General features: G+C 65.3%; 14 protein-coding genes. 8 read left to right on the top strand and 6 right to left on the bottom strand.

Features of this window, described 5'->3' with window-relative positions:
- Window positions 1-14 precede the first annotated feature (14 nt).
- Both V7R84_RS11720 and V7R84_RS11715 read left to right on the top strand, forming a co-directional pair.
- Window positions 15-1,484 (top strand): glycosyltransferase family 2 protein, encoded by a 1,470-nt coding sequence (locus V7R84_RS11720; protein ID WP_338569226.1) that lies wholly within the window; start codon window positions 15-17, stop codon window positions 1,482-1,484.
- A gap of 14 nt (window positions 1,485-1,498) precedes the next feature.
- The gene (locus V7R84_RS11715; RefSeq protein ID WP_338569223.1) at window positions 1,499-3,088 is read left to right on the top strand and encodes a glycosyltransferase family 39 protein; all 1,590 of its coding nucleotides are present in this window, start codon (window positions 1,499-1,501) and stop codon (window positions 3,086-3,088) included.
- A 117-nt stretch (window positions 3,089-3,205) separates the two neighbouring features.
- Here the strand turns inward: V7R84_RS11715 and V7R84_RS11710 are convergent, their stop codons facing one another.
- Window positions 3,206-4,255, bottom strand: coding sequence for an SH3 domain-containing protein (locus tag V7R84_RS11710; protein ID WP_338569220.1), 1,050 nt, complete (start codon window positions 4,253-4,255; stop codon window positions 3,206-3,208).
- 343 nt (window positions 4,256-4,598) lie between these two features.
- Here V7R84_RS11710 and V7R84_RS11705 point away from each other — a divergent pair, with 343 nt between their 5' ends.
- Window positions 4,599-5,915 (top strand): hypothetical protein, encoded by a 1,317-nt coding sequence (locus V7R84_RS11705; RefSeq protein WP_338569218.1) that lies wholly within the window; start codon window positions 4,599-4,601, stop codon window positions 5,913-5,915.
- Window positions 5,916-5,976: 61 nt separating this feature from the next.
- On the opposite strand, the gene V7R84_RS11700 is transcribed toward V7R84_RS11705, so the two are convergent.
- On the bottom strand, window positions 5,977-6,561 hold the full coding sequence (locus tag V7R84_RS11700; RefSeq protein WP_338569217.1) for a hypothetical protein: 585 nt from the start codon (window positions 6,559-6,561) through the stop codon (window positions 5,977-5,979).
- Window positions 6,562-7,235: 674 nt separating this feature from the next.
- Here V7R84_RS11700 and V7R84_RS11695 point away from each other — a divergent pair.
- From V7R84_RS11695 to V7R84_RS11680, 4 genes are all read left to right on the top strand, one after another.
- Window positions 7,236-7,811 carry a type II toxin-antitoxin system PemK/MazF family toxin gene (locus V7R84_RS11695; protein ID WP_338569215.1) on the top strand — a complete coding sequence of 192 codons (576 nt, stop codon included), beginning with the start codon at window positions 7,236-7,238 and terminating at the stop codon, window positions 7,809-7,811.
- A 110-nt stretch (window positions 7,812-7,921) separates the two neighbouring features.
- Window positions 7,922-8,932, top strand: coding sequence for a methionine ABC transporter ATP-binding protein (locus V7R84_RS11690; protein WP_338569212.1), 1,011 nt, complete (start codon window positions 7,922-7,924; stop codon window positions 8,930-8,932).
- Window positions 8,929-9,600, top strand: coding sequence for a methionine ABC transporter permease (locus V7R84_RS11685; RefSeq protein ID WP_338569210.1), 672 nt, complete (start codon window positions 8,929-8,931; stop codon window positions 9,598-9,600). The genes V7R84_RS11690 and V7R84_RS11685 overlap by 4 nt, the downstream gene beginning before the upstream one ends.
- A gap of 66 nt (window positions 9,601-9,666) precedes the next feature.
- Window positions 9,667-10,476: a MetQ/NlpA family ABC transporter substrate-binding protein gene (locus V7R84_RS11680; protein ID WP_338569208.1), complete on the top strand. Its 810-nt coding sequence runs from the start codon at window positions 9,667-9,669 to the stop codon at window positions 10,474-10,476.
- Between the two features lie 137 nt (window positions 10,477-10,613).
- On the opposite strand, the gene V7R84_RS11675 is transcribed toward V7R84_RS11680, so the two are convergent.
- Both V7R84_RS11675 and V7R84_RS11670 read right to left on the bottom strand, forming a co-directional pair.
- Entirely contained in the window at window positions 10,614-11,315 is a 702-nt protein-coding gene (locus V7R84_RS11675) for a hypothetical protein (RefSeq protein ID WP_338569207.1), read from the bottom strand.
- 11 nt (window positions 11,316-11,326) lie between these two features.
- Entirely contained in the window at window positions 11,327-12,535 is a 1,209-nt protein-coding gene (locus V7R84_RS11670; RefSeq protein ID WP_338569206.1) for a M20 family metallopeptidase, read from the bottom strand.
- 106 nt (window positions 12,536-12,641) lie between these two features.
- On the opposite strand from V7R84_RS11670, the gene V7R84_RS11665 reads away from it, so the two are divergent.
- Window positions 12,642-13,187 (top strand): 2'-5' RNA ligase family protein, encoded by a 546-nt coding sequence (locus tag V7R84_RS11665; RefSeq protein WP_338569205.1) that lies wholly within the window; start codon window positions 12,642-12,644, stop codon window positions 13,185-13,187.
- Window positions 13,188-13,378: 191 nt separating this feature from the next.
- Here the strand turns inward: V7R84_RS11665 and V7R84_RS11660 are convergent, their stop codons facing one another.
- Both V7R84_RS11660 and serB read right to left on the bottom strand, forming a co-directional pair.
- On the bottom strand, window positions 13,379-14,890 hold the full coding sequence (locus tag V7R84_RS11660) for an acetyl-CoA hydrolase/transferase family protein (RefSeq protein WP_338569203.1): 1,512 nt from the start codon (window positions 14,888-14,890) through the stop codon (window positions 13,379-13,381).
- Window positions 14,891-14,987: 97 nt separating this feature from the next.
- Window positions 14,988-15,803 (bottom strand): phosphoserine phosphatase SerB, encoded by an 816-nt coding sequence (serB, locus tag V7R84_RS11655; RefSeq protein ID WP_338569201.1) that lies wholly within the window; start codon window positions 15,801-15,803, stop codon window positions 14,988-14,990.
- Window positions 15,804-15,838: the final 35 nt, after the last annotated feature.

Here is a 15,838-nt window from a genome sequence, read left to right as displayed (position 1 = left end):
CGGATTCGAACCTGGTGGCTCCGGAGCAAGTCTTGGACGTGGCCTGTCATGCTTTGGAATATCGTTCTCCCGCGTATTCCGCGCACAGTGTTCTGGCCCGGTGGCAGCGGGGGATTCTCGTCTCCGTCGTGGTGCTGTTCCTGGTCGGTCTGATTTTTCTGCCGTGGATCACCGCTGTGGTGCTGGTGGCGTTGGCGACTGCTTCCTACATCTGGGCACTCGGGTTCCGGTTTCTGCTCTTCAGGCACGGTGCCCGGGGAGAGCGAATGGTGAAGATCACGGACGAAGATGCCCGGGCTTTCCCTGATGCTCAGCTTCCCGTCTACACGGTGCTTGTCCCGGTTTTCAAGGAGCCGTTGATTGAGGAACTGGTCGAGGCCCTGGAACGCATCGAATATCCCAGGGAAAAGCTGGACATTCGGCTTCTGCTGGAGGCTGATGACACCGAGACCATTGCTGCAGCCAGCAGGCTGCGCCCCCGGGCGCACCTGACCGTGATCCAGGTTCCCAAGGCCGAACCCCAGACGAAACCGAAGGCCTGCAACTACGGTCTCCTGACCGCGCGCGGGACGCTGTGCACGATCTTCGATGCGGAGGACCGGCCCGATCCGCTCCAGCTGCGCAAAGCCGTCCTGGCCCTGGACAGACTGGGGACGGACTATGCATGTGTGCAGGCACGTCTGGGTTTCTACAACTCGCGGCAGAACCTGTTGACACGCTGGTTCACGCTGGATTACGGCGCATGGTTCGGCAATATGCTTCCCGGTCTGGTGGGGATCTCCGCCCCGATTCCGCTCGGGGGCACGTCCAATCATTTCCGGGTGATGGCGCTCAAGGCCGTCGGGGCATGGGATCCGTGGAACGTCACCGAGGATGCCGACCTGGGACTCCGCTTGCACAGGGCCGGATACCGGGTCGGCGTGCTCGATTCCACGACTCTTGAGGAGGCCAACCCGGACCTGATCAACTGGGTTCGGCAGCGGAGCCGCTGGTACAAGGGCTATCTGCAAACCTTCCTGGTGCACATGCGATCGCCGCGCCTGGTCACCAGGCAGCTCGGATGGCGGGCCGTGGCGGACATGGTCATCTTCATCGCCGGAACCCCTCTGCTCAGCGTCCTCAACGGTGTGTTCTGGATTCTCACCCTGATCTGGTTCACATCCCAGTCCCCGATCGTGGCCGGGCTGTTCCCGCCTGGGATCTACCACCTGGGGTTGATGTGCATGGTGGTGGGCAACCTCCTCGTCACATACATGAGCCTGTACGTGGCTCGTGTCATGGAACGTCCCGACCTGCTGGTGCCCGCGCTGCTGGTGCCCGCGTACTGGCTGCTGATGTGGGTTGCCGCGGTCAAGGCCGTCGTGCAGCTGATTCGTAACCCCTCCTACTGGGAGAAGACGACACACGGCCTTCATACGAAAACCAGCCCACCGCCGCTCGGGGGAGAACCCAGCCAGGCGGCTTCTGATCCGGGGGGTGCGTGATGAAGGGTATGAAGATGAAGGACGGGAAGGATGGGCGTCTGCGGATATCCGACGACTGGATCGTGGCCATTCTCGCGTTGTTGCTTTACCTAGGGGTCGGGGCCTGGCTGACCAGCCAGAACATCATCTTTCCCGACTCCATGAGCCGGGTCGCCAACGGCTACTACGTGGTTTTCAGTCGGGATCCCCACCTGGCGGCCATCGGGTTCGTCTGGAATCCGTTGCCCTCGCTGGCGGTGATTCCCCTGCTCCTTCTCTCGCCCCTGATCCCCGTGCTGGCCTCCAAGGCGTTTGCCGGGGTCATCGTCTCGGCAATCTGTGGCGCTATGGCGATGGTGTTCGCCCGCCGGCTTCTCACTCTTTTCGGGGTGGGGCGAGGTGCCGGGATGGTTCTGACGGGCATCCTGGCCATCCAGCCACTCATCCTGCTCTCAGCCGCCACGGGGGCCAGCGAATCCATGTTCCTGGCGATTGCTCTCTACACGACGTTGCATCTGACGCGTTGGCTCCGGAAGGATGATCCCTGGCACCTCGCGCACGCCGGCTTCGGACTCGGCCTGGCCTATCTGGTGCGTTACGAAGCGGTGGCGGCTGCGCTTGCCACCGTGCTCATCGTCTTTGGCGTCAGCCTGTGGCGCTCCAGAGGCGGGCGGCGAGCCAAGACGATCTTCCTGCTGGACTGTTTCCTGGTCGGGGGGCCCTTCGCGGCCTCCTTCGGGGCGTGGGCGCTGGCCTCGCGTCTGGTGGCGGGGTCGTGGTTCGCGACCTACACGTCGCTGTACGGGAACACGGCGCAGGTCACCAGCGCCCGGGAGGCCATCGACAACGTCACGGGCGGAAACCTCGAGGGGATCCTGGCCTACCTGGCCGCCCAGTTGTTCGCAGTAGCACCCTTTGCACTCCTGTTCGTGATCATCGCCATGGTGGTCGCTGTACTGCGACGAGATGCCGGTGTGCTCGGATCCGCCGCCGTCCTGGGGGGAATCCTGGCCTTCGACGAGTTGGCCTTCATGAGCGGATCGTCCTTCGGATGGCTCCGATTCCAGCTCATGGCGATTCCCTGGGGGGTGGTGATGGCCGGATACATTTTGGCCGCCCTGCGAGGGGGAGAAGAGCGCCTGACGTTTCGGAAGGTCACGGCTTGGACGGTGCTGATTGCCGTCCTTGCTCCCCTTCCTCTTGCGTGGTGGGCATCACTGGATTCCCGACTGGCTCGGGAGGAGAGTCTGGTTCTTTCGGTCGCCCAGGGTGGCCAGTACGTCATGCAGGATCAGGTGGCGGCCTATCTCGACTCCCTGGATCTGCCCGAGGGCAGCGTGATCACGGATGTCGCCTACTCCTTCCCCATCGTCTTGGCCAGTAGGAACCCCAAGCAGTTCGTCATCACCCCGGACCGGGATTTCGAGGAGAAGCTGAGCAACCCTGTCGACGGGAGGGTCCGCTACGCTCTCGTGATCGACCCTGCGTTCTCAACCGCCGACGCGGTGGCGCTGCGGTACCCGGGAATCCATGAGGACGGCTCCGGGGTTGCGACCCTGAAGCGTGAGTGGCGCGATGGTCGAGGTGCGGCGTGGCGACTCTACGAGTTCAACGGGGTCTCCTAAGCGACAGGGCGCCTGCTGTCTCGGGCCGCGCGGGGCAAGCACGCGCGGGTGGTTGGGGCAGCTCCCCGCGGGGCGGATGTGTAGTGCCTTCTCCCCGAGGGGAGGCCAGGGTGTTCGTCAGCCGCCGACGGAGATGTGGACGTGGTCGTAGTGGTTCGCGGTGGCCGACCCGCGGTCCGACATGGAGCGCCAGCCTTCGGAGGAACGCTGCGTGGTCCAGATTTTCTGGGCGTGGATGACCTCGATGACACCGAGGCTCTTGGCGTTCTCGCGAAGCCAGCGAGCGATTTCCCAGGCCCGGTCGCCGGAGACCATGACGTCGATGGCCCGGCCCTGGCCGTGGTATCCGGAATCATTGCGGTAGCCACCGTAGGACTTCACGTCCGGGAAGGCTGCGCAGACGGCGTGGAGCACGGAGATCGACTTCGAGGTGAGTCCGGATTCGATGCTCTTCGCCGAGGAGGACGAGCAGGTGCCGCCGGAGGAAGCGCCTCCGCCGGACCCGGAGCCACCGGATTCGCTGGAGGGAGAGGCGGACGGGGTCTCAGGTTTCTTGGAGGTGAGCAGATCGGACTTCACCCAGCCTGCGCGGCCTTTGTAGGAGATCTGCTGCCAGCCGTTCGAGGTGACGTTCGTTACCGTCACGGCCAGCCCCGCATCGAGCGTGGTTCGTACGTCGTAATCGGATCCAGGTCCGGTGCGCACGTTGGCCGAGGATGCGATGTACATCTCGCCTGTTTTTTCTCCGAGTTCGGAGGGGTCGAAGGTCTTGGTCGGGGAAGCAGATGCGGTGGCTTCCTCGGTGGGGGTTGCGGTCTCCGTTGGCGTTGCCTCGGGGGTTTCGGTCGGAGTCGGCAGCGGGGCCGGGGCGCTGGTTTCGGTATCACCAGATGGGGATGCCGAGGCCAGGGGAGCGCGTTCTCCTCCGCGGCTCACGCCGAGGTCAGTGGTTTCGTAGCTTGGGGCGGCGGCCTTGTCGGAGTTTCCTCTGCTCGCTATTGCGAAGGAGCCTGCGACAACCAGGCCTGACAGCGCGATGGGGGCCAGTACCCTGCCGAGGATGCGCGGTCGCTTTGCCTCCCGTCGTGGGGAAGTGACGGCGGAAGGGGTGATGTCGAGGACGTCGTAGTCGTCCTCCTCCAGGAAGGCGCGGCGTGCCTTTGCCATGGATCCCCTCATTTCTTAGAAATACCTGAACTTCTCTCAGGATAGGTTGTGGTTGCGGTTTGTACAAACGGTGCACAGCTGAACTGAGTGTCGGAAGTATCATCCCATGTCCGAAAGTTCACGTCATCCCATCACCTCAATGCGGCTTCTGGGATGGTGCTGGCAGACGGTAGGCTGGAAGGCAGGCTTGGCGACGGGGTGTCGGCAGCTGTTGGGGGGTGAGTGGGCGTGAGCCCGCGGCAGAACACTCACCCCACGGTCCGGCGTTGGTGGTACAGGCGCCATGACACCCTGTGACCCTTCCCGGTAATCTGCACAAGACCCTCCTGAAAAGGAAAACCGAATGAGTTCACCGACCTTGCGGGCGAGACGAACGGCTCTGAGCCTGCTGCTGGCGACCTTGCTGGCCTTGGTTCTGCCGGGTCTCAACGCCCGGGCGGACCCGGCCCCCACGCAGATCCAGAGCAACGTTGCCGTGGACACCACAGGTCATGTCAAGGTGCAGGGGCTCCTGCTGGACAGTTCCGGACAGGGTGTGGGCGGTGGGCAGCTGACAGCCAGCGTCGCGGGGCAGCCGCTGCAAACCGTTGTCAGCGGAGGCAATGGCGCTTTCGTTATGGAGTTCAACGTTCCGGCTGACAAGATTTCAGGCCCCCAGGAGCTCGTCATCACCTATGCCGGGGACGCCCAGCACGCCCCAACGGCACAGAATTCGCGGATTGAGTTTGCGAACCAGAGTGCAACCGCGGTCACCTTGGAGGCCGAGCCGGCGAGTGCGACCCCGGGGGACATCGTCAGGGTGATGGGCAGCGTCAAGGCCGCCACGGGTGGGCCGGTCTCGGGCGCGCTGGTGAGTTTCTCCTACGACGGCGCCGCGCTGTCCGACTACACCCTCCAAACCGATGCGAATGGAAACTTCGACGGCTCCGTGGAGATCCCAGCAAGTGCCACGGTGGGGGAGGGGAAGTTGGTCGCAACCTTCGCCGGTGCCGCCGGTCTGCCGGCGGGGTCGGCTGAGAAAAAGATCACCATTGAGGCCCCCGTCGCCGAGAGCAGTCCGACTCCAACCGAGGGGGAGAGCGCGCAGGAAACTGTTCCGCCGCCTCCTTCGCCGACGGCCAGCACGCGAGGCCCCGTCGGCTCTGGGACGCCGTCTGCGGGGACTGCGCAGAGCGAGAGTCGCGGCGATTCCCTGCTGTGGCTGCTCATCGGGGGAGGGGTTGTCACCGTCGCGGCAGCCGCCCTGGTGGTGCTCGCCCTCATCGTCCGATCCCGACGCAGGGAGGCCGACGAGGGGACGCTCGGGTTGATCGGTGACGGGGAGCTGCTCGACGACGAGCTCCCGGAGGATGCGATGGAATCTGAGCCAGAGCTCGGACTCAATGATCAGACCGAGGTGCGGTTCACCTCCGAAGGCGACCAGGCTTTTCGCTCTGATGCCGCTGAGGGGGTCGTGTCCCAGCAGGAGACGCGGACCATGCCGACCGGCTGGTTCCGTGAAGGTGAGAGCGTCGTGCCACCCGAACCGCGTTCTCCCGGGGAGGACTGGGACGATTTCACGGACTCGGAGATCACTCAGGTCAGGCTGCGTGATGAGGAACCGCCACAGGGTCCGCAGCCGCGTCATGGAGGCGATCCGAAACCGCGTCGCGGGATGTGAGGGAAGGTCGTCGGGACTCCTCGAGCCCCGCTGAATGCGGCTCCGACGACTGTGGCGCGACCTAGTTCCGGAGGTTGCGGCAGCGGTCGCGGAGGGCTGCCAGGTCTCCTCCTTTGAGGGCGTCACCGATCAGGTGTCTGCCTACACACACCGCGGGAGCCCCTGCGCTCAGCCACTGCTTGGCCGTGAAGGGGATCAACCCGCCTCTCGGTATCGTCTTATCGATCAGTCCCATGTGTTGCAGGTGCTCGGCCATGGTGGGTCCCACGACCTCTGCGGGACGCAGCTGCACACCGGTGACGGGCATCGTCAGGGCGGTTGCTACCTCGGTGGGGGTCATGGCGGTGGCGTAACAGGCGAGCGCGAGCGCTTCCGCGATGGTTGCGATATCTGAGGTCACGAAGTCCGGGAGGATGAAATCGGCCCCTTGTGTCGCCAGCGTTGCAGGGGCTTTCACCGCTCCGTGCACGCCGATCCTGATCCGTTGACCGTACAGAGCCACGAGTTCTTCGAGGGACGCGGAGTCGACGGGCATCGACAGGTTCGCCACTCCTTCCTGGGCGAGCACCTCCACGACTCCGATGAGTTCCTCGAGGGGGGCGTCGCTGAGCAGGGCGACGGTACCGGTCAGGGGTGCATCAGACATGGTGGCAATCATGCCATTCGGGTGGTGATCCCACGGGAAGAGGCCGGGAGGTGGAACGATTGACGTGGGGATGGTGACCGGGTGCAGAAGGTCTCGATGGGCGCTGGTGGTCGTCCAAGATTCGGGCGTCACCAGGATTCCGCGGTGGTTCCGATGGCGACCGGGAGGTCGTGGTGCCGGCGTCAAGCCCGCTGTTTGGAGCCGGAGCGGTGATCCGGCCGTGACGCTGACCACCTCCGACGTACGAAATCCGCCACTGACGAAGGTATGAAACGCGTCCTTGACGAAGGTGAATGCCGGGTGGGGGACCAAAGAGATGGCAGGAAAGATTAATCGCGGTTAACGCGGCGAGGCCAAAAGGATTATTCACGGTTAACGCGCGGGGCGATTGGCTTCCTTGTGAACCGTGAGTGCGGTAACGTATGTCTCGCCGGAGCGCAGGAGACGTAGCCTGTTCCCCCCATCTGGGCAGCGGACCGCGACACCGGCTCCCGGCTAGCCGGGACCCAAGGACGCCCGCGCCCGCCCGAACCCCCCCATCGGACGGGCGCGGGCCTCTCTCACAGAGGACACCCGCGGAATTCACAGTCGATTTCTCCTGTGATGTGACGTCATTTCCACAACACCTTCCCCGCGCGCCCGCAGCTCGTGTGCGGACCCTCTAGGCTCAATCCATGAGCAACTGGCTGGGTGACCTGCTGTCACGGATCTTTCGCGACCTTCTGGCCCAGTTCAGACCCGACGTGAACAGATCGCGACGGAGCCGCAGCACGAGGAGGCACACCACGGGGACATCCAGCAGCGCGGGGCGGCGTCCGAACGACTCCCGCCGCACCGGGGGATCGGGACGCCGCGAGTATCCCGGCGATTTCAAGGGCACCCCCAGGATCACCTATTCCCCGGCCCCCGGGAAGGAGGCCGACCCGGGTGAGGTGGTCTGGACTTGGGTGCCCTACGAGGAGGACCACAGGGAGGGCAAGGACCGCCCCGTGCTGATCATCGGTCGCGACCACGAGTGGCTGCTCGGGCTGCTGCTGACCTCCAAGGACCACGACCGCGACGCCGTCCAGGAGGCTCGCAGCGGACGGCGCTGGATGGACATCGGGACGGGGGAGTGGGACCCCCAGCGACGTCCCAGCGAGGTGCGGATCAACCGGATCATCCGCATCGACCCCGACGACGTCCGCCGGATCGGTGCCGTACTGGACCGCGACATTTTCGATGATGTCGCCGCAGCCGTGCGGGCCTGAACACACCGTCGAACCGGGCAGTGGCGACGGTGCAGGAATTTATGTGGGGTCTTTCGGGTTGATGCAATGTGTCGGCCCCTGAGGAGCACGCCAACCATCCAGGAGGGTTCTTGATCACCGTAACCGACCTGCACAAGGTCTATCACCAATCCGGACGCAAGGTGCGCGCCCTCGACGGCGTCTCCTTGACCGTTCCCGAGGGCAGCGTCCACGGCATCATCGGTCACTCCGGGGCCGGAAAATCCACCCTCGTGCGTTGTCTCGCCATGCTGGATCGCCCCACCTCGGGAAGCATCGAAATCGGCGGCGTGGAACTGACCAAGGTCCATTCAACCGCGCTGCGCAACGCCCGCCGGAGCCTGGGCTTGGTGTTCCAGAACGCGAACCTATTCGACTCCCGCACGGTGTGGCGCAACGTCACCTACCCCCTGGAGATCCAGGGACGCCGGGCCTCCGCCCGGGAGCGTGCCCTCGACCTGCTGGAGCTCGTCGGGCTGGCGGACGCGGCGAACGCCTACCCGGCGCAACTGTCGGGCGGGCAGCGGCAGCGGGTCGGTATCGCGCGGGCACTGGCGACCAAACCCGCCGTGCTCCTGTGCGACGAACCCACCTCCGCCCTCGATCCCCGCACCACCGACGAGATCCTCGACCTGATCCTCGATCTGCGCTCCCAACTCGATTTGGCCGTTCTGGTGATCACCCACGAGATGCACGTGGTCAAACGCATCTGCGATTCCGTCTCGCTGCTGGAGGCGGGGCGGATCGTCGAATCCGGGCCGCTCACCGAGGTGATCCGCACCCTCGACGGATCGTTGTCGCAGGCGCTGCTGGGAATCCCGCCCCACGACCCCTGCGTCGAAAACGGCGGACGGCTCATCGATGTGCTCGCATCCGGCAGCACCGCCGACCGTCCCGTGGTCGCACTCACATCGCAGCATTTCGGGGTGACGATCCCGATCGTCGCGGGCAGCGTCGAACACCTGGCCGGAATCACCTTCAGCCATCTGAGACTCCGGGTGCCGGACGGAACCGACCCCGACGCAGTGGTGGGATACCTGCGTCAACTCGGCGCCGATGCCAAACGCACCCCCACATCCGAGCTGAACGGAGCCGGCCGATGACCCTCCTCGAACTGAGCCTCGACGACATCGTCCGGGCCCTCATACCCGCGATCTACGAAACCCTCATCATGGTCGGCATCTCCAGCGTTGCCACCGTTGTCCTGGGGCTGCCGCTCGGCGTGGTGCTGTTCGTCACCCAGCGCGGCGGGATCGTGGCGAATCCGGGGCTTTCAGTCATCTTGTCCACCATCGCCAACATCACCCGTTCCATTCCCTACGCCATCCTCATGCTGAGCCTCATCCCCTTCACCCGGTGGCTCACCGGATCGTCGGTGGGGCCGATCGCGGCCTGCGTGTCGCTGACCATAGGTGCCGTGCCGTTCTTCGCTCGGCTCGTGGAATCAGCGCTGCGAGACGTCCACCCTGGCAAGGTGGATGCCGCCCACGCCATGGGTTCCACCCGGATGCAGACCGTCACCAAGGTGCTGCTGCCGGAAGCTGCGCCGTCGCTGGTGGCAGCCGTCACCACGACGGTGGTCACGCTGGTCGGCTACTCCGCCATGGCGGGACTGATCGGTGGCGGTGGCCTCGGGCGTCTCGCCTACAACTATGGTTACCAGCGTTTCGAGACATCCGTGCAGCTGATCACCATCGCGATCCTCGTGGGAATGGTTCAGCTCATTCAGGTGTTGGGAGATGTGGTGATCCGTCGCGTCGATCACCGCTGAAAAGGAACCGACGCACCGTGACAACAGCGGCCAACTCGTGGTTGGCCCGGAAAGGACGCAGCCATCATGCGTAAACACCTGTCCCTGCTGGCGGCCTTGTTGGCCGCGACCCTGATGCTGGCCGCCTGCGGTGGCGGCACATCGTCGGATAAGGCCAAGGTGAAGGTCGGGGCCAGCCCCGTGCCGCACGCCAAGATCCTCGAGTACGTCCGCGACAATCTCGCCGCGGATGCCGGGATCGACATCGAGATCACGGAGTTCGACGACTACGTGCTCCCGAACTCATCCCTGAGCGACGGTTCCCTGGATGCCAACTACTTCCAGCACCTGCCCTACCTGGAAACCGAGATGAAGGAGAAGGGCTACAAGTTCTCCCACGGTGAGGGAGTCCACATCGAGCCTCTGTCCGTGTTCTCCAAAAAACACACTGACCTGTCCACGGTGCCCGACGGCGGGGTCGTCGCCATCAACAGCGACGTGACGAATCAGTACCGCGCCCTCAAACTTCTGGAGCAGGCCGGCCTGCTGAAGAATCTCACCAAGGACTCCACCGTTCTCAACCTGACCGCCGAGCAGAATCCCCGCGGCCTCGAGTTCAAAGAGAACCAGCCCGAGATTAACGTGCAGCTGCTGAGTGACCCGGGCTTCGACCTGGTCTTCGTGAACTCCAACTTCATTCTCAGCGCCAACCTGGACACCAGCAATGCGCTGCTGGTCGAGCAGGTGGAGAACAATCCCTACGCCAACATTCTCGTGTGGCGTGAGGACAACGCCAACCAGGGTGTGAAGAAGCTCGACGAGCTGCTGCACAGCCAGCAGGTCAAGGACTTCATCAAGCAGACCTGGCCTAAGGGCGAGGTCCTCGCATCCAAGTAATCCTTATCACGGGGGTTCCAGGCCGGTTGAGCAGGCCTGGAGCCCCATCCGGAAGCCGGTTGAGGCGGTCTGCTTGTGGTGCGACCCGACTCAACCGGCTTCACTGTGACCGGTTCCTCGTCGTGATCCCTCCGCTGCTAGCGGAAGCGCGGCAGGCGACCGTAGAAGATGCTCGTCGGGTTCCGGTAGGTTTCCTCCCGCTTCGCCCGATGGGCCTCGAAATACCGGAAGTAGCGGGTCGTCTCGGGCAGGAACACGCACACCGTGCCGAGCAGGGCCAGGACGACCGCGACCAGGGCCCACAGGTCGAACAGCAGAACCGCGACCCCCGTCAGGGCCAGCGCCGTGATCGAGATGATCCGCGCCCAGTTCCAGCCGATCCACGCCTGGTAGCCGGCGACGGCGCAGGCGCCCGCGACCAGCACCAGGACGAGCGCCAGCACCCCCTCCAGGGTCAGCGACAACCACTTCCCGGGGTCGGGGGCCACCCACTGGACCAGATGAGCCGACGACGGATACGTGGTGGGAAACACGGCGAGCCACCAGTGACGCGCGTAGACCCCGGTCACGGCGGCGGCGGCCAGACAGAACAGCACCAAGCCCACCAGCACGCTCCACGGACGCGGGGGTTCTCCTGTGCGCTCCGACAGCGGCACGTCCTGACGCAGCACCGGTAGTGGCGGCAGCGTCGCGATCTCCTTCGGGGCGGGTGGGGCGGCGGTAGCGGCTCCATGGGGGCGGGGATCGCCCGTGACCCGGCGGGAAACCGTGGCGTCCTGAGGAGCGGGACCCGCCGGGGGATGTGGGGCGGGTGTGGGAGGTGTCGGCTGGGTGGTCATCACCGACCAGACTACTGGGCGGAGGGCGCGAGGTGCCTGTGGGCCAGTTCGGCCAGCAGGGCGGCACCGTCGACGACCACCGAGTCGTCGAACCGGCAGTAGGCGGAGTGATTCATCGGGGCTGTGGCCGGATCCAGCTCCGGCAGGCAGGCCGACAACCCGATGAAGCAGCCGGGCGCGGTCTCCAGGATGCGGGAGAAGTCCTCGGCCGCGGCCAGTGGTTCGCTCCAGCGGACGTGCCGGTGTTCGCCGAACAGCTCCTGGACCACGTCGGCGACGTGATCGGCGGCATCGTCGTCGTTGACGGTGACGGGGTACTGTTCCACCACCTCGATCTCCACCCCGACGCCGTGGGCGCGGGCGATGCCCTCCAGCAGCTCCGGCCACAGCTGCTTCAGGCGCGTCCGGGAGGCATCGGAGAAGGTGCGCATCGTGGCGTCGAAGAAGGCCTCTTCCGGAAGCACGTTCGCGGCGGTGCCGGCCTGGACCCGACCGACGCTGACCACCACCGGATCGAAGATGCTGAACCGCCTGGTCACCATGGCGTGGGTGGCGGTGATCATTTCCGCCATCGCGGGGACCGGATCGGCGGCCAGGTGTGGGGCGGAACCGTGTCCGCCGCGCCCGACCACCCGCACCTTGATTTCGTCGGTGCTGGCCATCACCGGGCCGGGTTTGGTGGAGAAGGTGCCGAGGGGATCGAGGCCCGCCCACACGTGAATGGCCCAGGCGGCCTCGGGGCGCCGTCCTGCGACGTCGAGGAGACCCTCGTTCAGCATGTGGAGGCAACCGTTGACGCTTTCCTCGCCCGGCTGGAACTGGAAGATCACGTCCCCGGCCAGTTCGTCGCGGTGCGCGACGAGGGCCTTGACCGCCCCCACCAGCAGCGACATGTGCAGGTCGTGGCCGCAGGCGTGCATATTTCCGTTCGTCGAGGCGAAGGGTTCGCCCGACAGTTCCTTCACGGGCAACGCGTCCATGTCGCCGCGCAGCAGCACCACGGGGCGTTCGCCCCCGCCCGGGGCGGTGCCGCGCAGCACCGCGACGATGCTGCTCAGCGACCTTCCCAGCGTGATCTCCAACGGCAATCCCTCGAGGGCCTTCAGGATCCTGGCCTGGGTCAGGGGCAGGTGGAGGCCCACCTCAGGGATCTGGTGGAGTTCGCGGCGCAGGGCCACGAGGTCGGTGTTCAACTGGCGGCAGTACTCCTGGATGCTCACGGTCCCCAAGTCTTCCACGATCCCGCGGACAGCCGGGAACTGCCCGCATCGCGACTCGCCTCTGCCCAATGCCACGCAAATGCTGTGAGAAACATAAGATGTCTTCATGCAAGCCGCCCGTAAACCTCATCTGGTGCGCCGGCAATCAGCGCTGATGCTGAAATGTTCGGACACGGAACCGGTGTTGCAGACCCTGCGTGAGCGTCTCGATCCGTCAGCCGCCGACGGGGTGTCGGCGCATCTCAACCTGCTGTACCCGTTCACCACCAACCTGTCGATGGAGGACGACGACGCCCTGATCGACGTGCTGCGCGAGTTCGGGCGGTTCTACATCGATTTCACCAGCACCGCATGGTTCGGCACGGATTCGGTGTATCTCGTGCCCAGCGAGGCGGCGGTGTTGACGAATCTCGTCACCCGGATCCGTGAGGTCTTCCCCGAATACCCCGCCTTCGGGGCCGTTCCCGAGAGGGCCGTACCGCACGTCACCATCGGCAAACGCGCGCCCCTGGCCGAGTTGAAGGCGGCGGAGGCCGAGGTGCTCAGCAAACTACCGATCCGCCAGGTCTGCACCACCGTCGAACTGTGGAGCGGCCCGCCGCCCGGAACCGGTCGCTGGCAACGGCACCGCACCTACCAGCTGGGAACCTGAACCCAATCATCCCGCGCACGAATTGCGCTGCTCCGTGTGCGAATTACCGTCCCCGCCATCACATCCGTCCCCCTCGTGCGTGAGCCGTAGGGATTCGACGGCTCGACGTCGTCACATGACGTTGAACCGGTTTTCCGCTGCGCTTCATGCACGAGAGGGACGAGGAATCTGTGGCGTTCAGGATCGGGGCGTCACTTCATGGAGCCGGTCTCCAGGAAACGCACGTGCCAGTTGAGGGCCGTCGCCAGGTCGTGCGGGGTCTGCTGGCCGTTGGCCTTCGTCGCCGCCAGCTTCACGTACTCGCGCAGCGGCTCCCTGAAGTCCGGGTGGGCGCAGTTCTCGATGATCGCCTGGGCGCGCTGACGTGGGGCCAGGCCACGCAGATCCGCGAGTCCCTGCTCGGTGATGATGACGTCCACGTCGTGTTCGGTGTGGTCGACGTGGCTGACCATCGGGACGATCGCGGAGATCGCGCCGCCCTTCGCCGTCGACGGGGTCACGAACGAGGAGAAGTAGCCGTTGCGGGTGAAATCACCGGAACCACCGATGCCGTTCATCATGCGCGAACCCATGACGTGGGTGGAGTTCACGTTGCCGTAGATGTCGGCCTCGATCATGCCGTTGCAGGCGATGACACCCATGCGGCGGATCACCTCGGGATGGTTGGAGACATCCATCGGGCGCAGGATGATGTGGTCGCGGTAGAACCCGGCCTTCTCGTTCATCCGCTCCGCGGCCTCCGGGGACAGCGAGAAAGCGGTACCAGAAGCGACGGTGACCTTCCCGGCATCGATCAGGTCGACCATGCCGTCCTGGATCACCTCGGTGTAGGAGGTGAGGTTCTCGAACGGACCCTCCAGCAGACCCGCAAGCACCGCGTTGGCGATGTTGCCCACACCCGACTGCAACGGCAGCAGATTCTCGGGCAGCCTGCCGTGCTTGACCTCGTTGGTCAGGAAGTCCAGCAGGTAGCCCGCGATCGCCCGGGAATCGTCGTCGAGGGGCTTGAACGGTGTGTTGCGGTCCGCGGCATTGGTTTCGACGACCGCCACCACCTTGTCGGCGTCCACCTTGAGCACCTTGTCACCGATCCGGTCGCCCGTGCTGGTGATGGGAAGCGCACCACGGTTCGGAGGCAGGACACCGATGGGGTAGTAGATGTCGTGCATGCCGAACAGGTCCTCGGACTGCCACGAGTTGACCTCGATGATGACCTTGTCGGCCTGTTCGAGATAGGTGCGGTTCAGACCGACCGAGGAGGAGGGCACGATGTCGCCGTCCTCGGTGATCGCGGTGGCCTCGACGACGGCGAGGTGCAGCGGACCCAGGAAGCCCTGCGACACCTGCATCCCCATGTGCGAGAGATGGATGTCGCAGTAATTCGTGATGCCCTTGTTGATCGCGGTGCGCATCTCGGGATCGGACTGGTAGGGCGCACGGAACGCGACGCCACCCGTGCGGGCCAGCGCACCATCGAGCTCAGGTGCTGTCGAGGCCCCGGTCCACATGCCGATGCGGAATTCCTCCCCCTTCTCGTGCGCGGCATCGATGCGCGCGGCGAGGGCCTTGGGGAACTCCTTGGGGTACCCGGCCCCGGTGAAGCCCGAGAAACCGATGTTCCAGCCGTTCTCAACCAGAGCGGCTGCGTCCTCAGCGGACATCAACTTGGAGCGGAAACCCTCGTTGTGAATCCGACCTGACATATTCCCTCCTTGGAAAACCTGCACTTGGATGCACAGCAAGCGTATCGGCTTTGCCAGAGGGCAGCCCAGCCAGGTGCCACCTTGCCCGCAGTGCTCTTCACGGCAGGGCCAAGGCCGTCACCGCGTCGAGCCGGGGAAAGGCGATCACCGCATCGGCCCGGGCAGCAGCCACCGGCTTCGCCCGGTAAGCCACACCGAGCCCAGCCGCGGCGAGCATCCCCAGATCGTTGGCGCCGTCACCCACCGCCACCGCATGCTCCAACGGCACCTGCGCCGTCGCGGCGAACCGGGTGAGATCGCGGGCCTTCTGGTCGCGATCCACCACCGTTCCAATCACCCGGCCCGTGAGCGTCTTGTCGCGGATCTCCAACTCGTTGGCGTTGAAGAAATCAAGGCCCAACTCCTCGGCCAGGGGAGCCACGAGCGCAGTGAACCCGCCCGAGGTGACCCCCACCCTCACCCCGGCCCCGTGCAGAGCGGCGACGAGCTCCCGCGCGCCCGGTGACAAGGTGATGCGGGGCAGGACCTCGTCGAAAACCCGCACCGGCAGTCCCCGCAACGTCGCGACCCTCTCCCGCAGCGACTCCGCGAAATCCAACTCACCGCGCATCGCCCGTTCCGTGATCGAGGCGACGAGCTCCCCGGTGCCGGTGTGCTCCGCCAGCAGGTCGATGGCCTCCGTCGTGGTCAAGGTGGAATCCACATCCATCATCACCAGACGCGCCGGCTCCTCGGCGAGGGGACCCGTGACCACCCCGCCCGAAGCGACCTCCAGGAGTCGCAGACGCAGCTGCTCCGGATCGTCGGTTTCGACGACGGTGTGGGCGACGTGACCGAAGGGCCGCGGCTGCCAGGCAGCGTCGAAGGGCAGGTCGACGGGCTCCGGGTTCAGGGCGATCAAACGGGCGCGCATGGCGTCGAGGGTATCCGAATCACAGCGCGACGGGT

Origin of the sequence: Arachnia propionica (assembly GCF_037055325.1) — a bacterium.
Lineage (GTDB): Bacteria > Actinomycetota > Actinomycetes > Propionibacteriales > Propionibacteriaceae > Arachnia.
Note: the sequence above shows the minus strand (reverse complement) of the source record. Positions and strands in the feature narration are given on the sequence as shown.